Genomic DNA, 18,051 nt, shown 5'->3' with positions numbered 1-18,051 from the left:
CTCGCTCCCGGACGCCTTTGTTACCGAGTAGTATTACTCGTGAGTAACCGAGGCGTTCCGGCACGAGGAGGTGCACCCCCATGGGTCACTACAAGAGCAATCTGCGCGATATCGAGTTCAACCTGTACGAGGTCTTCGGCCGCGACGAGGTGCTGGGCCAGGAGCCGTATGCCGAGCTCGACGCGGACACCGCCCGCGAGATGCTCAAGGAGGTCGCCCGGCTCGCCGAGCACGAGATCGCCGAGTCGTTCGCCGACGGCGACCGCAACCCGCCGGTCTACGACCCGCGGACCCAGCAGGTGACGATGCCCGCGTCGTTCGCGAGGTCCTTCCACGCGTGGCAGGACTCGGGCTTCTGGAGCCTCGAGGCCGGTGGCGACCTCGGCGGCGTCTACGGCCCGCCGAGCCTGAAGTGGGCCATCAACGAGCTGCTCCTCGGCGCGAACCCCGCCGTCGCCATGTTCAACGCGACGTACTCCTTCGCCCGGCTGCTCCACGTCCTCGGCACGGAGGACCAGCGCCGGCTGGCCCGGTGGATCGTCGAGCGCGGCTGGCACACGACGATGGTCCTCACCGAGCCCGATGCGGGCTCCGACGTGGGTGCCGGCCGGACGACGGCCCACGACAACGGCGACGGCACGTGGACGATCACCGGGGTCAAGCGGTTCATCACCTCCGCCGAGTCCGACATGGTCGACAACGTCGTCCACTTCGTCCTCGCGCGTCCCGAGGGCGCCGGTCCGGGCACCAAGGGCCTGTCCCTCTTCGTCCTGCCGAAGTACCACGTCGACCTCGAGACCGGCGAGCTCGGCGAGCGCAACGGCGTCTACGTGACGAACGTCGAGAAGAAGATGGGCCTGAAGGTCTCGACGACGTGCGAGCTGACCTTCGGCGGCGAGCGGCCGGCCGTGGGGACCCTCCTCGGCGACGTCCACGACGGCATCGCCCAGATGTTCCGGGTCATCGAGAACGCCCGGATGCTCGTCGGCACGAAGGCCATCGCCACGCTATCGACGGGCTACCTCAACGCCTTGGACTACGCCAAGGAGCGCGTCCAGGGGGCCGATCTCGCGAACCCGGCCAAGGACGCCCCTCGCGTGACGATCACCCACCATCCGGACGTCCGCCGCAGCCTCATGCTCCAGAAGGCGTATGCCGAGGGGCTGCGCGCGCTCGTCCACTACACGGCGAGCCAGCAGGACATCGTCGACATGGAGCAGCTGCGCACCGGGTCCGAGGCCCTCGAGCCGGGCAGCCCGGCCGAGCTCGCGGCCCGCGTCAACGACCTCATGCTCCCCATCGTCAAGGGACTCGGGTCCGAGCGCGCGTGGGTGCTCCTCGGCACCGAGTCGCTGCAGACCTTCGGCGGCTCCGGCTTCCTCCAGGACTACCCGCTCGAGCAGTACGTCCGCGACGCGAAGATCGACACCCTCTACGAGGGCACGACGGCGATCCAGGGCCAGGACTTCTTCTTCCGCAAGATCGTCAAGGACAAGGGCCAGGCCCTCGCCCACGTCGCGAGCCAGATCCAGGAGTTCGCCAAGGACACCGGCGCCCAGGGCGGGCGCCTGGACCGGGAGCGTGAGCTGCTCGCCGAGGCGCTGGAGAACGTCCAGGGCATCGTCGGCGCGATGATCGGCGACCTCATGCGCTCCGACCCGCGCCAAGGCGGCGACCCGCGGAACGTCTACCTGGTCGGCCAGCAGACCACCCGGCTGCTGCTCTCCGCGGGCGACCTCCTCGTCGGCTGGCTCCTGCTCCGGCAGGCCGCCGTCGCCCAGGAGGCCCTCGACGCGGGCGCGACCGGCCGGGACGCCGACTTCTACACCGGCAAGGTCGCGGCAGCGTCGTTCTACGCCAAGAACGTCCTGCCGAGGCTCGCCGCCGAGCGCGCCATCGCCGAGGCGTCCGACAACGACCTCATGGACGTGCCCGAGTCCGCCTTCTGACCTCGGGCTCCGCGGCACCGTCCCACCGAGCGCCATCGGGTCACGTCGACGGGACGACGCCCACGCCACGACGCGGCGGGGCCGTCGTCCCACGGACGCGCAGCTCGGTCGGGAGCACGATGTCGGTCGGCGGTGTATCCGACCTCCCGTCGAGGGTCTCGAGGAGCATGGTGGCCGCCAGCGATCCCTGGCTGGCCGCATCCTGTCCGACGGTGGTGAGGTCCAGCACCTCGGCCATCTCGTGGTCGTCGAGGCCGACGACCGAGACGTCCTGGGGGATCGCGAGTCCGGCGCGGCGCAGGGACCACAGGGCGCCGAATGCGAGCTCGTCGTACTCCGCGAACACGGCGGTCGGCAGGCGGGCTCCGGACAGCAGCCTGGCCATCGCGGTGGCTCCGCCGTCGATCCCGTAACGCCCGAAGACCTCCAGCGCGGACGGGGGCGCCAGACCTGCCGCCCCCATCGCCGATCGGTAGCCTCGGAGCCGCAGTTCGGAGGAGACGAAGCCGAAGCCCGGGTCGTCCGGGATGCCGCCGACGAAGGCGATGTTCTCGTGCCCGAGGTTGATGAGGTGGTTGACGGCGGCGTGGGCGGCGGCGACGTCGTCGATGCACACCGACGGCAGGCCGGCCATCCGTGACCCGACGCTGACCAGCGGGATATCGAGGGCGCGCAGGGCCAGGGTGTGGTCCTCGGTGAGGGGCATACAGAGACTGAGCACCCCGTCGACGCGCCGGGCCAGTGGCATCCGGGCGAAGAACCGGTCCCGGTCGGCGGCGCTGCCCAGGTGGTAGAGGAGAACGTCGTAGCCGGCAGCCTCCATGACCCGGGTGACCCCGGACACGACGCTGCCGAAGTACCACCGGGTCAGGAAGGGCACGACGACACCGATCGTCCTCGTACGCCCGGACGCGAGGCCGGACGCGAGGGGGGAAGGGACGTAGGACAGCCTCCGGGCCGCATCCCTGACCCGCTCACGCGTCTGTGCCGAGACGTTGCCCTGGCCGCTGAGCGACCGGGAGACCGTGGCGGGGGAGACCCCCGCCAACGCAGCCACGTCAGCGATCCTCGACCGGCCCGTCCCAGACCCTCGATCGACGTCGCTGTCCACGAACTCAGCGTAGATCGTCGGACCTGAACCCGGAGAGGCGTGCCCCGATGCTCGCTGCTGAAATCGCTTCCGCTCTTCTCTGCAGGTTCCGATATGGCGGAACACTCTGTATAGCAGACAGATCCAGCATATCCGTACCCTCTTGTGGACTTCCGCTATGAATACTAGAGTCCCCGTCTGCAAACGCTTCCAGGAGCAGTTCGCCCTCGAGGCTCGGGACGCCACAGTGAGGTGGGTCATGACACGGATGTCGGGCAAGGGCCGTCGCCGGTGCGGCAGTCGACGCAACCATCGGCTCAGCGCAGGTCGACGATGACGGCGAACGTGATGGTCGTCGTGGAGCGGCAGTTCGACACACCACGCGAGGCGGTGTTCCGGGCCTGGGTCGAGCCCGAGGAGCTGAGCAGATGGCGCGGAAGCCCGGGATGGCACGTGGAGGAGGCGACGGCCGGTGACCGGGCCTTGGGCGGACGGCATCACCACGTCAAGGTTCGCGACAACGACTCGGCGACCCGGGTGACGACCGACGGGGTCTACACCGAGTACTTCTCCCCCGACGTCTTCGTCTCGCGTGAGCGGATCACCGGCGACCCCGGCATCGACCCCGAGGAGCCTCTCGAACTGCGCGTCGAGTTCACGAAGTACGGACGCAACGGCACGCTCCTGCGCATCATCCAGGGCCCGTACGACCCTGACGTCGCCGGGTGGCACGGCGAAGGCTGGGAGAAGGAGCTAACGAGGCTCGCGGCATACCTCGGGGAGACCTCGACGGTCGGAGGGGCGCGATGACCGCGGAGGCTCCGAACATCCAGCACACGACCGTCGTGCGGCAGAAGCCGCTGATGAACATGCGGCAGATCCTGCTCATGAACTTCGGCTTCTTCGGGATCCAGTACAGCTTCGGAATGCAGCAGACGGCCGTCAATCCGATCTTCGCCTTCCTGCACGCCAGCCCCTCAGAGCTGCCGATCCTCAACCTGGCCGGGCCGATCACGGGCCTGTTCATCCAGCCGATGATCGGTGCCCTGTCGGACAAGACGTGGAGCCCGCGCTGGGGCCGGCGCAAGCCCTTCTTCCTCGTCGGTGCGCTGGGCTGCGCGATCTGCCTGTTCCTCTTCCCCTTCGTGGCTGCTGTCTGGATGGCCGTGCTGCTGCTGTGGCTGCTCGACGCGAGCAACAACACGGCGATGGAGCCCTACCGGGCGTTCATCGCCGACAAGCTGCCCCCGTCGCAGCTGGCCAAGGGCTTCCTGGCGCAGAGCTTCTTCACCGGCTTCGGCATCACCTTGGCCAACATCTCCCTGTTCGTCTTCCAGAAGGTCATCACGGGCGGCACGTCCGCCGGGATCCCCTACTGGGTGCTCGGGTCGTTCATGCTCGGTGCCGTCTGCTCGATCGGGTCGGTCCTCGTCTCGGTGCTCAGTACGCCGGAGATCCCGCCGACGCCCGAAGAGCTCGCCGCACTGAAGGTGAAGAAGGCGAACCCGGTCAGGGAGGTCGTCGAGGCCATCGTCGAGATGCCCACCCAGCTGCGCAAGCTCGCCCTGGTCTACCTGTTCCAGTGGTACGGCATGGTCTGCTACTGGCAGTTCGTGACCCTGGCGATCGCCAAGTCCGTCTACGGCACGACCGACGTCAACTCCAAGGGGTTCCAGGAGGCGGTGGCCTGGACCGGCCTGGTCAACGGCTGGTACAACATCGTGACCTTCTCGGTGGCCTTCTCCCTGGTGGCGATCGCCCGCAGACGCGGGGCCAAGCGCGTGCACGCCGGCTGTCTGGCCCTGGCGGCGATCGGGCTGGTGATCTTCCCGCACCTGACGAACCAATATCTGCTCTTCATCCCGATCATCGGGCTCGGCATCGCGTGGGCCTCGATCATGGGCGTGCCCTACATCATGGTGGTCCGGATGATCCCCTCCACCCGGTACGGCGTCTACATGGGAATCATCAACATGATGATCGTCGTGCCGATGCTCATCCAGTCGCTCACCTTCGGGACGATCCTGAAGCACGTCCTCGGAGACAACCCGACCAACGCGATCATGTTCGCCGGGATCCTGTTGGCCTGTGCCGCCGCCGCCACGATGTGGATCAAGGAACCGCCCATCGTCCGCGATGTCGACGAGGTCTCCTACATGCCCAGCGCTCACTGAGGAGGCCGAGGATGGCCATGAAGGACTACCGGACCGTTGTCGTCGGCACGGACGGGTCGGCTCTCGCCGAGCCGACCGTGGCCCGCGCCGCGTGGCTGGCCACGCACGAGGATGCCGACCTGGTCATCGTCTGTGCGTATGCGGAGATGTCCCGCCGGCTCGACGCCAAGAACGTCGCCACACTCGGTGGTGACGTCCGCTTCGGCCAGGTGCTCGGCCGGGGCGCCGCCAGCGACGCCCTCGCCCAGGCCGTCGGCCTCGGCAAGGCGAACGGCGCCACCATCGCCGCCGCCCTCCTGGTCGAGGGTGAGCCCGCCAAGGCATTGCTCAGCGTCGCGGAGGAGCGGGGCGCCGACGTGATCGTGGTCGGGGCCCGTCGAGACCGGTCCGTCGCCGACCGCCTGCTCGGCACCGTCGCGACCGAGGTCACCAAGCAGGCGCGCTGCGACGTCCTCATCGTCCGTCCCGTCGCGGAGACGGGTGACCTGGTCGTTCCCGAGGACTCCCCTGTCGACAGCTGGAGCCCGCCTCCGGCGGATGACGAACCTGCGGCTCGGTGAGACCGAGAGCGAGGCCCTCCCCGCCAAGGCGGAGGAGGAAGGGCGCTCCATCGAGAGGAGCACTTGCTTCGTGTTGGCCGATGGCCTCGCGAACGAAGCTCAACGGACCATCTGATGAAGGCGAACGCCGTGCTCGGTGGCGATGAGCTCCGCTGCCTTCTCGCCGATCATGATCGCGGCGGCGTTCGTGTTGCCGCTGACGACGTTGGGCATGACGCTCGCGTCGGCGACCCGAAGTCCCGCGACACCGAGAACCCGCAGCTGCGGGTCGACGACATCGCCGATCCGGCACGTCGACGTCTCGTGGTAGACGGTCAGCGCGTAGTGGCGGGCGAGGTCCTCCAGCAGCTCGTCGCTCGGCTCGCTGCCGGCCGCGTGGCCGTGGACCCGCGCGAGGTGCGGCGGGATGACAGGGTCGCCGAGTCCGCCGCCGGGCCACGCAGCGGCGATCTCCAGGGCCTTGCGGAGCACGGCGACCATGACGCGGACGTCGTGCGGGTCGTCGAAGTAGTTCAGCTCGATCCGCGGCGGCACGCCGGGATCCGCGCTCGCGAGGGTCACCGAGCCCTCGGAGTGCGGCTGTACCGGGTTGGCCAGCAGGACTATCTGTCCACAGGTCGGGTCGAGGAAGGTCGCAGGGTCCTCGAAGAACGCCGTCGGGGGGATCCGGAACACGGCCTCCCAGATCGGCGGGGTGTACCCACACGCGAGGAAGCCGATCTGGGCGTCGTGGGTATGCGGGTCGCCGAGTCCGGTGGAGAAGAACGCGACCGCGTCGTAGAGGGAGGACGAGGCGATGCCGCGGCCGGTGGTGAACCACTCGCCGAGGCGTCGCTCGGCCTCGGCCTTGACCGCCTGCAGCTCCGGCGGAAGGCTCGCGTCGTCGGCCGGGTCGGCGGGGAGCGGGCCGGCCGGCGCCCGGAGCGCATCGGGCCCGAGCGAAAGCGCGACCTCGGTCATCGTCTCGCCGATGCCGTCGGCGGCGAACATCAGAGGGGTGTGCAGGTGGTCCTTGAGATGGCGCCCGACATCCGGAAGCTCGACGACGCACTCCACCCCGGCGTCGCCCAGCTGCGCACGGTCGCCGACCCCGGACAGCAGCAACAGGTGCGGCGACCCGATCGCACCCGCGGACACCACGACCTCGACCGAGGAGGTCACCTCCTCGGGACCGTCCGCCGTGCGGTAGGCCACCCCCGTCGCGCGCACCACGCCCGGCTCGCCGGCGAGGAGGATCCGCTCGACGACGGCGCCCGTCACGACGGTCAGGTTGGGCCGGTCGAGCACAGGCTCGAGGTAGGCATGGAAGGTCGAGCTGCGCCTGCCGTCCCGGGTCGTCGTCTGGAAGAGCGAGGCCACCCCCTCCGGCGCTTCGCGTTGCTGACCGTTGTAGTCGCCCTGCTTCAGCCCGGCGGCGCCGGCGGCGTCGACGAACTGCGCCGCGGCCGGCAGGACCGGCTCGCGCACCGAGACGCCGACCGGGCCCTCGGTGCCGTGCGCCGGGAGGTCGGCGTGCAGCTGCGGATGGTCGACGAAGCCCTCGGCCTTGCGGAAATAGGGCAGCACCTCGGCGTACGACCACCCTTCGGCCCCGCCCGCCGCCCACGCGTCGAAGTCCCCCGGGTGGCCGCGCACGTAGGCCATGTAGTTCAGCCCCGACGTGCCACCGAGCATCCTCCCGCGGGGCACCATCATCCGGCCGCCGACGAGGCCCTTGCCGACACCACCGGGGTCGCCCTCGAACATCCAGTCGGTGGTGGGGTCGTTCTGCAGGCTGGCCACCGCTGCCGGCATGAGCTCGGCCGGTGGCGGCGGTCCACCGGCCTCCACGAGGCAGACCGTGACGTCCGGATCCTCGCTCAGTCGCGCCGCGACGACCGCACCGGCCGACCCAGCCCCCACCACCACGTAGTCATAGCTCGAGCCCATCGACGCCACCTCACTGCGGTCTGTCCCGATCCGGTCGGCCGGACGTGCGGCACACGCAACCACACTCTCGCGACGGTGACAAGGGCGCCCTCCGCGGTGACCGTGACCGCGTCGGGACGCGGACCCGGGTCAGCCGAGGACGGCGAGGGCCTGGTCGGCGTCGCCGCCGCGCAGCACCCAGTCGAGCAGGCACATGACCTCGTCGGTCATCGGGTGGACGAGCCGGTCGAGCGGGTCGGTGAGGGCGAGGGCCAACGAGACCGGGTGCGCCCGGACGGCCGGGTCGAGGCCGGCGAGGACGGTCGCCATCTCGCGGCGCCGGCCCTCGCGGTGCTCGGCGAGCGCCCGGTCGACAGGGGCCGCGACGGGGTTGCGACCGAAGCCCGGGGTGACGAGGACCGCCGCGACGGAGTCGACCTCCGCATACGAGGACTCGTCCATCGTCCGGAGGGCGGTGAGCAGGGTCTCGGTGCGGTTGGCGAGTCGCGAGGTGTCCGACGTCATGCCGGCGCTCCCTGCCAGCGACGGTCGGCGAGGACCGGGAAGGACTCCCGCGTCGATGGGACGAGCGCGAGGTCGACGTCGACCGACAGGACCTCCTCGTCGGGCCCGGCCTCGGCGACGACCTCCCCGGTCGGCGCGACGACCTGGGAGTGGCCGCCCATCGTCGTGCCGGCATGGGTCCCCGCCGTGTTGCACGCGAGGAGCCAGCACTGGTCCTCCACGGCCCGGGCCCGCCCCATGAGCGTCCAGTGGGCGACCCGCGCCATCGGCCAGGCGGCGGGCACGACGAGCACCTCGGTGCCGGCATCGAGGAGGGAGCGGTAGAGCTCGGGGAACCGCAGGTCGTAGCACGTCGAGAGACCGAGACGGGTGCCGAGCGCGTCGACGGTCACGAGGTCGGTCCCGGCCTCCATGAGCCGCGGCTCCCCCGCGCCGAACCCGAACCGGTGGATCTTCCGGTATGCCGCGAGACGGCTGCCGTCGGGACCGAAGACGAGCGAGGTGTTGGCGAGGGTCCGCCCGTCGGCGCCGACGGCCGGGAGCCGCTCGACGATCGACCCCGCGTGGAGGACGACGCCCGCGTCGCGTGCCGCGGCGGACATCGCCTGCGCCGTCGGCCCGTCGAGGGGCTCGGCCCGCGTCTCCCACTCGCGGTAGGAGAACCCGCCGGGGGCCCACAGCTCGGGGAGGACGACGAGGTCGTGGCCCGCCTGGTCGCGGACGAGTGCGGCGACGCGTGCCACGCGGTCGGTCACGGGTTCGTCGTCGCCATAGGCGATCTGGACAAGTGCGGCCCGCATCGTGCGTCAGTCACCCTTCTGTCGGTACTGCGCCCGCCGTTCGGCGAGCATCGCGTTGTATGCGGCGAGCTCGGCGTCGCCGTCCCTCGCGGCCTGGCGGTCGCTCCGCTCGGCCTCGGCCCGGTCGGCGCGGACCCAGCGTTGGGCGACGAGGAGAGCGAGGATGAGGGTGGGCAGCTCACCGACACCCCACGCGATCTCGCCGGCCGTCACCTGGTCGGCCATCGGGTTGGTCATCCACGGTAGCTGGAGGGTCTGGAAGAAGTCAGGGGCGAGGAGGGTCTGGCTGCCGGTGATGACGACGCCGAAGAAGGCGTGGAAGGACACCGTCGCGAACAGGATGATGAGCAGCAGCAGCGGCGACCACCGTTTCGGACCGGGGTCGACCCCGATGAGGACGTTGACGAACAGGTAGCCCGTGAGGAGGAAGTGGGCCAGCATGAGCAGGTGCCCCGTGTGGGTCCGGAGGGCGAGCTCGAACAGCGGCGTGAAGTAGAACAGCGCGAGGCTGAGGAAGAAGAGGACCGCCGCGACGATGGGGTTGGAGATGACGGCGAGCGCCCGCGAGTGGACGACCTGGAGGATGACCTCGCGAGGTCCCCACGTCTTGTCGTGCCGGGCCGACAGGGTGCGCAGGGCGAGGGTGACGGGTGCCGCGGGCACGAGGAGGAGCGGGACGATCATGGCGATCGACATGTGCATGACCATGTGGACCGAGAAGAGGATGCGTCCCCAGATGCCCGGGCCTCCACAGGTCGCCCACACGAAGACGAGCCAGCCGAGCGTCCAGCAGATCGTGCGCCCGAGCGACCAGGCGTCGCCCCGCCGGCGGAGGACGACGACGCCGGCGAGGTAGAGCCCGATCGCGGTGAGCGCGATGGCGAGCATGAGCCAGTCCATGCGCCAGGCGAAGAACCAGTCGCTCCAGCGCATCGGTCCGGGGTCGGGGAAGGTCGTGAGGGCGAAGACCCGGCTCGCGTCGCTCACCGTCTCCGGGACGGGCGGGGCGCTGCGGGCCAGGGCGACGGCCACTCCGATGGCGGCCCCCATGAAGCCGGCCTCGCTGAGGGCGAGCCGGGCGAAGGCGCGGCCGTCCGAGGGGTCGGCGGTCAGGCGGCGGCGCAGCGACTCCCGCTGCCGCCAGCCGAGGATCCCGAGGGCGATGAGCGCGACGCTCTTGGCGACGATGAGGGCGCCGTATGCCGTCGCGAGACCGGAGATCGAGCCGAGCCGGATCCAGGCCTGCTGGATGCCGCTGACCGCGACGGCCACGTAGCACCACAGCGCGAGGACGGAGAACCGGCCGACGCAGGCTCCGAGGTCGACGCCGAGGACCGGGCGGAGGGCGGCGAGTCCGAGCAGGCCGCCGACCCAGACGGTGATCGACAGGAGATGGACCCCGAGCGCGTTGACGGCCGTCTCGTGGTCGACCGCGCCGGCGGAGTGGCCGGTCAGGGCGAGGATCGACGCGCCGACCAGGCAGACGGCGACGAGCCAGGCCGTCGCCGCGCGCCCGCGCGCCAGCGGCGCACCGAGCGCGACGACGAGCCCCGCGAGGGCGGAGAGCAGGTAGATCCGGGTCGTCTCCAGGCTCCAGATGAACGACGACAGCTCGCTCCAGAAGCCCGCCGCACCGGGTCTGGTGCCGGACAGGTCGGAGAAGGTGAGGACGACGACGAGCAGGCCGGCGACGGCCCACAGCAGCGCCGTCCACGTGGCGAGCCGGCGGGCCAGTCCGCGGCGGTCGGTCGTCACGCGCTCGGGGACGATGAAGGCGGCGAGGACGAGCAGGCCCGTCGTCGCGCTCATCGCGACGTCGCGGATCGCCGTCGTGACCGGCAGGCCCCAGCGGACGAGGGCCCCCGGGTCGGCGACGGCATACGGGCTGAAGAGGGCGGTCGTGAGGCCCCCGAGGACGACGCCGGCGAGGGCGGTGACGAGAGCGACCGAGAACGGCGCCCGCCTCACCGGCTCGGCCACGCGCGTCGTCATGGCCCCCAGCGTAAGCAGCGATGCTGGGTGGCCCGTCGTAGGGTTTCGACCATGCCGTTCCACCCCGCCGCGCCGTCGGACCTGTCGGGGCTGGTCGACGCCTACGGCGCGGTCGTCCGCGCGATCATCGACCTCGGCCGCTCGATGCGGCCGGACGACTTCGACCGGCCGACCGACTGTCCCGGGTGGACGGTCAAGAACGTCATCTCCCACGTCGTCGCCCTCGAGGCGTGGCTCGGCGGCGAGCCGCTCCCCGCCGTGGAGGTCCCGGCATACGAGCACATCAGGAACGACGTCGGCCGGTTCACCGAGCTGGGGGTCGAGCATCGTCGCGGGTGGACGGGCGAGGAGGTCGTCGACGAGCTCGAACAGGTCCTCGCGCTGCGGCAGTCCCAGCTGTATGCCGTGGAGCTGACCGCCGACTCGGTCATCGACGGGCCGTTCGGTCCCGCCCCGGCGGACACGGTCCTCGCGCTGCGGATGGTCGACATCTGGACCCACGAGCAGGACGTCCGCGAGGCCATCGGGCGGCCAGGGGACCTCGACACGGCCGCGGCGAGCGTCACGATGGAGCGTCTCGAGCTCGGGATGCCGAAGGTCGTCGCCCGCTCCGCCGGCGTCGCCCCCGGCAACACGGTGATCATCGACGTCACCGGGCCGGTCGTCGGCCGCATCGGCGTCCGCGTCGAGGAGCACGAGGGCCGACCCCGTGGCGTGCCGCTGTTCACCGGCGAGGCGTCGACGCATCCCGCGGCGGAGGGGTCGGAGTCCGTGACGCAGCTCGCGATGTCGACGAGCGCGTTCGGCCGGCTCGCGGCCGGGCGCCGCAGCCCCGACGAGGTGCACGTCACCGTCCACGGCGACGACGAGGTCGCCCACCGGGTGCTGGCGGCGATGAGCGTCACGATGTGAGCAGACCGAACCTTCATGGTCCGATACGGGGCCGAGCCACGGTATAGTTGTCTTCAGCAAACAATCACTCTTCGTAGAAGGCTCAGGCCATGGCCGTCTCCACCGACACTGCCTCGCGGCTGTCGACCGACCTCATCGGGGTCATCAAGCTCGTGAGCAGCATCAAGGCCCACGTCCCTCGGATCCACGAGGGCATCGAGCCCTCCGCGTACCCCGTGCTGTTCACCCTCGTCGAGGAGCCCCGGCGGGTCTCCACCCTCGCCACCTGCGTCCACTCCGACGTCTCCACGGTGAGCCGCCAGGTGTCCGCGCTCGTCGCCCAGGGCCTCGCCGAGAAGGTACCCGACCCGCAGGACGGCCGGGTCGCCATGGTCTCCCTCAGCGCCGAGGGCGTCGAGCTCGTCGAGCGGCTCAAGGTCGGCCGCGGGCGGTGGTTCCAGCGGATCCTGTCGGACTGGGAGCCGGAGGAGGCCGAGCGCCTCATCGAGCTCCTCGAGAAGCTCACCGAGACGATCACGGCGGCCCACGAGTCGGGAACCCTCTTCGAGGCGTATGCCGCCTACCGTCAGGAGGAGACCGCGTGAGCGGCCGGCACGCCAAGCCCCGCGGCCGGGCCGCCCGACGGCTCGAGCGTGCCCGTCAGGCAGAGCGGGCCGGCCACCTCGAGCACGCGCCGGGCCGGGGTGACGGGCCGGTGCCGGCCAGCGCCGCGACGACCACCGCCGTGGCGGACCTCGCGCCGTCGTCGGACGACGACTTCCCGCTGAGCCATCGTCAGGTCCTCACGATCCTCACCGGCCTGATGATGGGCATGTTCCTCGCCGCCCTCGACCAGACGATCGTCGCGACGGCCATCCGCACCATCTCCGACGACCTCCACGGCCTGTCCGAGCAGGCCTGGGTGACGACGGCATACCTCATCACCTCGACGATCGTCACGCCGCTCTACGGCAAGCTCTCCGACATCTACGGCCGCAAGAAGTTCTTCCTCACGGCCATCTCGATCTTCATCGCCGGGTCGGCGCTGTGCTCGTTCGCCAACTCGATGCTCGAGCTCGCGTTCTTCCGCGCCTTCCAGGGGCTCGGCGCGGGCGGGCTCTTCGCCCTCGCTCTCGCCATCATCGGCGACATCGTCCCGCCGCGGGAACGAGCGCGCTACCAGGGCTACTTCCTCGCGGTCTTCGGCACCTCGAGCGTCCTCGGGCCGGTCGTCGGCGGCTTCTTCGCCGGGCAGTCGAGCATCCTCGGCATCACCGGCTGGCGATGGGTCTTCCTCGTCAACGTGCCCGTCGGCATCGTCGCGCTCGGCGTCGTCGCCCGCACCCTCCACCTGCACCACCACCGGCTCAACCACCGCATCGACTGGTGGGGCGCCCTCGCCCTCGTCATCGGGTTCGTCCCGCTCCTGCTCGTCGCCGAGCAGGGCCGCGACTGGGGGTGGGCCTCCGGGCGGGCCATCACGGCATACCTCATCGGTGCCGTCGGACTCCTCGCCTTCGTCCTCGTCGAGCGGTCCTTGGGCGACGAGGCGCTCCTGCCCCTCAAGCTCTTCAACAACCCGACGATCCGGATCGCCTCGATCGTCTCGGTCATCGTCGGCATGGCGATGTTCGGCGGCATCTCGCTGCTGCCCCTCTACATGCAGATCGTCAAGGGGTCCTCGCCGACGGAGGCCGGCCTCCAGCTGCTCCCGTTGACCCTCGGCATCATGAGCGGCTCGGTCATCGCCGGTCAGCTGATCTCCCGGACCGGTCGCTACCGGCGGTTCATCCGGACCGGCGGCGGGCTGCTCACGGGGGCGCTCGTCCTCCTCTACTTCCTGCGCTACGACACGCCGTACTGGGAGCTGGCGGTCGTCTGCCTCGTCTTCGGGCTCGGGCTCGGCTTCATGATGCAGCCGCTCACCCTCGCCGTCCAGAACGCCGCGGACCGCCGCGACATGGGCGTCGCGACATCCTCCGCGACGTTCACGCGGCAGATCGGCGGGACCCTCGGCGTCGCGGTCTTCCTCTCGATCCTCTTCTCGACCGTCCCCGACAAGATCGCCGCCGCCTTCAAGACCATCATGCCCAGCGCCGAGTTCCAGGCCGCGACGAAGGACCCGGCGGTGCTCGCGGATCCAGCGAACGCCGCGTTCCTCAAGCAGCTCGCCGAGTCGCGATCGGGCGGCCAGTCCTCGCTGTCCGCCGGCGCGCTGTCGGACTCCTCGTTCCTCAACCACATCGACCCGCGCCTGGCCAAGCCGTTCTTCGTCGGGTATGCCGACTCGATGGACCTCGTCTTCATCTGCGCGGCGGCCGTCATGGCCGTGGGATGGGCGGTCATCTTCCTGCTGCCCCACGTCGAGCTGCGCGGTGGCCCGGCCCGGGCCAACCCCGACGAGCTGGCCCCGGAGCCCGCCCTCCCCCACTGACTCCGTCCCACCACCCTGTTCGAGGAGGCGGGAACGGGGCGGGTCAGGCGTCGGCGAGCTCGGCCCGCTGGAGGGGGCGGAACCGGACGGTCGCGAGGGCGACGGCGACGAGCCCGGCGGTGACGGGAACGGCATACGCGGCATGCGCCCCGAAGTGCTCGACGGCCCAGCCGGCCACCGCCGTCCCGATCGAGATCCCGATGAGGATGCCGGTGATGGCCACCGCCATCCCCTCGGTGACGAAGGCGGGCGGCACGAGCTTCTGCGCGAGCGTGAGGCTCGTGATGAGCATGGGCGCCGTCGCGGAGCCGGCGACGAGCATGACGGCGGCGAGGCCCCACAGGTTCGTCACGACGAGGGCCGGGGCCTCGAGGAGGAACATGCCCGTCGCGGCGAGCACGAGGCGCCGGGTCAGCGTCGAGTCGAAGTGCCGGGAGCCGAAGACGATCCCGGCGAGCATCGACCCGAGGGCGAAGAGGGCGAGGATGACGCTCGAGAACTCCTTGTTCCCCGCCTGCTCGGTGACCGCGACGGCGACGACCTCGTTGGACCCGAAGATCGCCCCCGTCATGACGAGGACGCCGGCGACGACGAGCAGCCCGGGTCGCGTGACGGCCAGTCCGTGCGGACGGTCGTCGCGGGCGACGACGGGCGGCTCGGTGGCCCGGGCCGACAGGAAGATGACCATGCCGAGGGTGAAGAAGAGCTCCGCGGCGAGCAGCCCGGCCTCGGGGAACAGCAGCGTCGAGAGGAGGACCGCGAGGACCGGGCCGATGATGAACGCCCCCTCGTCGCTGACCTGCTCGAACGACATCGCCGTGTGGAGCGACTGCGGCTCGCCCCGGAAGATGTGCACCCAGCGCGCCCGGGACAGCGGCCCCATCTCGGGGAGGAACGCCGAGACGCCGTAGGCGACGAAGAGGGTCCACCGCGGCGCGCCGACGAACGACAGGAGCACCATGACGAGCCCCGCGACGAAGGTCGCGATGATGAACGGCAGCGCGACGCGGCGCTGGCCGTGCCGGTCGATGAGCCGCCCGATGAGCGGTCCCGCGATCGCCAGGACGAGGACTCCCACGGCCGAGACGGCGCCGGCGAGACCGAACGACCCGGTTCGGGAGCTGATCATGACGATGACCGACACGCCGAACATGGATCCGCCCACCCGTGCGAAGGCCCCTCCGAGGAGGAACGGCGCGACGCTCGGGACGCGCAGCAGGGGGGCGTATGCGGACAGCACGGGAGTACTCCAGACGGCATCGAGGTGGCTGAGGGGACGCGCCATTGTCTCGCGCCGGATCCCTCGAAGCCAAACCGTTTGAGCAGTCGCTCTATTCCATCCGGCCCGGGGTCAGCGGGCCGCGCCGATCCCGAGGAGGGCCGCCAGTCCGAGCGCGCTCCGGGGGTCGTAGGCGGCACGCCACAACCCGCCGTGGGCCGCGGCATACGCCTCGTCCTGCCACGGGTGCTCATGCCGCGGGACCCCTTCGACGAGATCGTGGACGAGCAGGGCCGCGAGGAGGGTGTTGGCGGTCCCGGGCTCGAAGACGGTTACGCCGAACCGATGGGCTCCGCCGTATGCCGCGGCGAGGGCGCGGTTCTTCAGGACCGAGCGGGTGCGCGTCGGCGGGGCGACGTGGAAGGACACGAGGGCGCCCTCCGCGGCGGCGGTCGTCGCCCGCCAGCGCTGGAGCCGCTTGGCGAGCAGGTAGTTGGGCCCCTGCTGGAGGACGACGGAGTCGTTGATGCCGGGGTTCTCGCCGGGCCGGTAGTTGCGGCGCAGGAGCCGGCCGCCGGACAGGGTCCGCAGCGGGACCCGGAGGACCTTGCTCGTGCGGCGCTCCCGGTATGCGGTCACCGACTGCTCGACCGCCTCGCCCGGCACGGCGAACACGTCGGTGGGGGTGGCGAGGAACGCCAGGGCGGTCCGGCCGGGACGGCGCCGGCGGACCTGCTCCGACAGCGCGTCGACGGCCGTGGCGACCCGGACGTTCGTCGCGCCGTCGGCGTAGACGTAGTTGCCGATGACGACGTCGCCGCCGAGGCCGCAGACCCACTCCGCGACGCGCGGGAGGTCGGTGAGCAGATCGGCACCGGCCCGCTGCTCGATCGGCCCGTCGTCACCGACCGTCGGGAGGAGCATCCGCCCGGCTCCCTCCCGTGCCTCCCCGAGCACCCGCTCCCAGATCGGCGGCCGGGGCAGGTCGACCGCCGCGATCGTGGCTCCCCACCGCGTCAGGGCACGCAGCGGCCCCATCTCGGCGCCCGCGCCGACGACGCCGACGGTCCAGCCGCGCAGGTCGAGCCACTCGGGGTGGGCGACGACGCGCTCGATCGCCCCGGCGAAGCTCGGCTCGACGACTCCTCCGGCGACCCAGCCCTCGAGGAGGCGCAGGATGGCGTCACCGCCCAGCCGGCCCCCGCGGTGCGGCACCGTGAGGCGCTCCTCGCGGACCTGCGTCCCCTCCACCACCGCGGTCCCGAAGGGTGCCGGGACCGGGGCATCGAAGACCGCGCCGAGCGGCTCGTCGACGTCCGCGCCCACCGGGCGGTACCGCATGCCGGCGTGGATGGCGGACAGCCCGTCGCGGGCGATGGTCCGGGCCGCCTCGGGTGAGCGGATCCCGGCCTCGACGAGCCGGTGGAAGTGGCCGAGATACCCCGTGCGCCAGTTCGTCTCCCGCTCCGCGGCGTCCGCCCCGACGGGGTCCACCGCACGGAGGGCGGCGGCGACGACGTCCCGGCCGAACGCCGACGTGCTCCGCCGCCCGTCGACCTCGGGGAAGACGACTCCCGCGATGCCCTCGGTCATCCTCGCGCCCCCGTCCCGCCCCCGCGGCCCTCGCGGAGCGGGTCGGGGTGGCCCGGCCCTGTCGGGCGCGGGTTCGACCGGCGGGTGGGTTCGGGGAACATCGGCGTCTCCACGGGCCGATCCTTCCACCTCGCCGGAGCGCTGCCTCAACCCCAGACGAGCCCGCGCCGCGGGTCGGCGAGGAGCGCGGCGACGTCGGCGAGGTAGCGGCTGCCGAGCTCGCCGTCGACCATCCGGTGGTCGAAGGACATCGCGAGCGTCGTGACCCACCGCGGCTCGATCGACTCGGTGCCGTCGGCGGCAGTGACGACCCACGGCGTGCGGCGCACCGCCCCGAACGCGACGATCGCCGCCTCACCCGGGTTGAGGATTGGCGTGCCGGCGTCGACGCCGAAGACCCCGACGTTGGTGATCGTCAGCGTCCCGCCGGACATCTCCGCCGGCTGGGTGCGTCCCGCCCGGGCCGTCTCGGTGAGCGCGGCGATGGCGTCGGCGAGGTCGCGCAGGCCGAGGAGGTCGGCGTCCTTGATGTTGGGCACGACGAGCCCGCGCGGCGTCGCCGCGGCGATCCCCAGGTTGACGTAGTCCTTGCGGACGATCTCCTGGGCCGCCTCGTCCCAGCTGACGTTGATGTCCGGGTGGCGCCGGACGGCGATGCACATCGCCTTCGCGAGGACGAGGAGCGGCGTCACCTTCGCGTCGCGGAACTCCTTGTCCTGCTTCAGGTCCGCGACGAGGTCCATCGTCGCCGTGACGTCGACGGTCACCCACTCGGTGACGTGCGGCGCCGTGAACGCCGAGTCCACCATGGCCTGGGCCGTCATCTTGCGCACGCCCTTGACGGGTATGCGGGTCTCGCCGCGGCCGCTGAGCGGTGCGGCGCCCCGAGCGGCGGGTGCGGCGGCCGCGGGCGCGG

15 protein-coding genes are annotated in these 18,051 nt (G+C 71.2%); 7 read left to right on the top strand and 8 right to left on the bottom strand.

The features are described from left to right. Positions 1-80: 80 nt before the first annotated feature. Positions 81-1,949: an acyl-CoA dehydrogenase gene (locus BN12_RS01895; RefSeq protein ID WP_048549792.1), complete on the top strand. Its 1,869-nt coding sequence runs from the start codon at positions 81-83 to the stop codon at positions 1,947-1,949. Between the two features lie 40 nt (positions 1,950-1,989). Here the strand turns inward: BN12_RS01895 and BN12_RS01890 are convergent, their stop codons facing one another. Continuing rightward, positions 1,990-3,006, bottom strand: a complete 1,017-nt coding sequence (locus BN12_RS01890; protein WP_053079924.1) for a LacI family DNA-binding transcriptional regulator — start codon at positions 3,004-3,006, stop codon at positions 1,990-1,992. 366 nt (positions 3,007-3,372) lie between these two features. Between BN12_RS01890 and BN12_RS01885 the strand changes: the two genes are divergently transcribed. The 3 genes from BN12_RS01885 to BN12_RS01875 are packed head-to-tail and all read left to right on the top strand — an operon-like array spanning position 3,373 to position 5,773. Continuing rightward, positions 3,373-3,849: an SRPBCC family protein gene (locus BN12_RS01885; protein ID WP_048549790.1), complete on the top strand. Its 477-nt coding sequence runs from the start codon at positions 3,373-3,375 to the stop codon at positions 3,847-3,849. Beyond that, entirely contained in the window at positions 3,846-5,213 is a 1,368-nt protein-coding gene (locus tag BN12_RS01880; protein WP_083454341.1) for an MFS transporter, read from the top strand. The genes BN12_RS01885 and BN12_RS01880 overlap by 4 nt, the downstream gene beginning before the upstream one ends. A 17-nt stretch (positions 5,214-5,230) precedes the next feature. Continuing rightward, positions 5,231-5,773, top strand: coding sequence for a universal stress protein (locus BN12_RS01875; protein ID WP_083454909.1), 543 nt, complete (start codon positions 5,231-5,233; stop codon positions 5,771-5,773). A gap of 99 nt (positions 5,774-5,872) precedes the next feature. Here the strand turns inward: BN12_RS01875 and BN12_RS01870 are convergent, their stop codons facing one another. The 4 genes from BN12_RS01870 to BN12_RS01855 form a co-directional block, all read right to left on the bottom strand. Continuing rightward, positions 5,873-7,702 (bottom strand): GMC family oxidoreductase, encoded by a 1,830-nt coding sequence (locus BN12_RS01870; protein WP_048549788.1) that lies wholly within the window; start codon positions 7,700-7,702, stop codon positions 5,873-5,875. Between the two features lie 129 nt (positions 7,703-7,831). Further along, positions 7,832-8,206, bottom strand: a complete 375-nt coding sequence (locus tag BN12_RS01865; protein ID WP_048549787.1) for a hypothetical protein — start codon at positions 8,204-8,206, stop codon at positions 7,832-7,834. Continuing rightward, a complete protein-coding gene (locus BN12_RS01860) occupies positions 8,203-9,006 on the bottom strand; it encodes a carbon-nitrogen family hydrolase (RefSeq protein ID WP_048549786.1) in 804 nt (267 codons plus the stop codon). Before BN12_RS01860 ends, BN12_RS01865 begins: the two co-directional genes overlap by 4 nt. A 6-nt stretch (positions 9,007-9,012) precedes the next feature. Continuing rightward, positions 9,013-10,998: a cytochrome c oxidase assembly protein gene (locus tag BN12_RS01855; protein WP_083454340.1), complete on the bottom strand. Its 1,986-nt coding sequence runs from the start codon at positions 10,996-10,998 to the stop codon at positions 9,013-9,015. A 51-nt stretch (positions 10,999-11,049) separates the two neighbouring features. On the opposite strand from BN12_RS01855, the gene BN12_RS01850 reads away from it, so the two are divergent. From BN12_RS01850 to BN12_RS01840, 3 genes are all read left to right on the top strand, one after another. Beyond that, positions 11,050-11,910 (top strand): maleylpyruvate isomerase family mycothiol-dependent enzyme, encoded by an 861-nt coding sequence (locus tag BN12_RS01850; RefSeq protein ID WP_048549784.1) that lies wholly within the window; start codon positions 11,050-11,052, stop codon positions 11,908-11,910. An 89-nt stretch (positions 11,911-11,999) separates the two neighbouring features. After that, entirely contained in the window at positions 12,000-12,494 is a 495-nt protein-coding gene (locus BN12_RS01845; protein ID WP_048549783.1) for a MarR family winged helix-turn-helix transcriptional regulator, read from the top strand. A 140-nt stretch (positions 12,495-12,634) separates the two neighbouring features. After that, positions 12,635-14,323 carry an MDR family MFS transporter gene (locus BN12_RS01840; RefSeq protein WP_048555886.1) on the top strand — a complete coding sequence of 563 codons (1,689 nt, stop codon included), beginning with the start codon at positions 12,635-12,637 and terminating at the stop codon, positions 14,321-14,323. A gap of 43 nt (positions 14,324-14,366) precedes the next feature. Here the strand turns inward: BN12_RS01840 and BN12_RS01835 are convergent, their stop codons facing one another. From BN12_RS01835 to BN12_RS01825, 3 genes are all read right to left on the bottom strand, one after another. Next, positions 14,367-15,608: an MFS transporter gene (locus BN12_RS01835; RefSeq protein ID WP_235432271.1), complete on the bottom strand. Its 1,242-nt coding sequence runs from the start codon at positions 15,606-15,608 to the stop codon at positions 14,367-14,369. Between the two features lie 66 nt (positions 15,609-15,674). Then, on the bottom strand, positions 15,675-17,135 hold the full coding sequence (locus BN12_RS01830) for a hypothetical protein (RefSeq protein ID WP_048549781.1): 1,461 nt from the start codon (positions 17,133-17,135) through the stop codon (positions 15,675-15,677). A 146-nt stretch (positions 17,136-17,281) separates the two neighbouring features. Then, positions 17,282-18,051 (bottom strand): dihydrolipoamide acetyltransferase family protein (locus tag BN12_RS01825; RefSeq protein ID WP_162233019.1); only part of this gene is annotated, 770 nt, incomplete at its 5' end.

The organism is Nostocoides japonicum T1-X7, assembly GCF_001046855.1.
Lineage (GTDB): Bacteria > Actinomycetota > Actinomycetes > Actinomycetales > Dermatophilaceae > Nostocoides > Nostocoides japonicum.
Note: the sequence above shows the minus strand (reverse complement) of the source record. Positions and strands in the feature narration are given on the sequence as shown.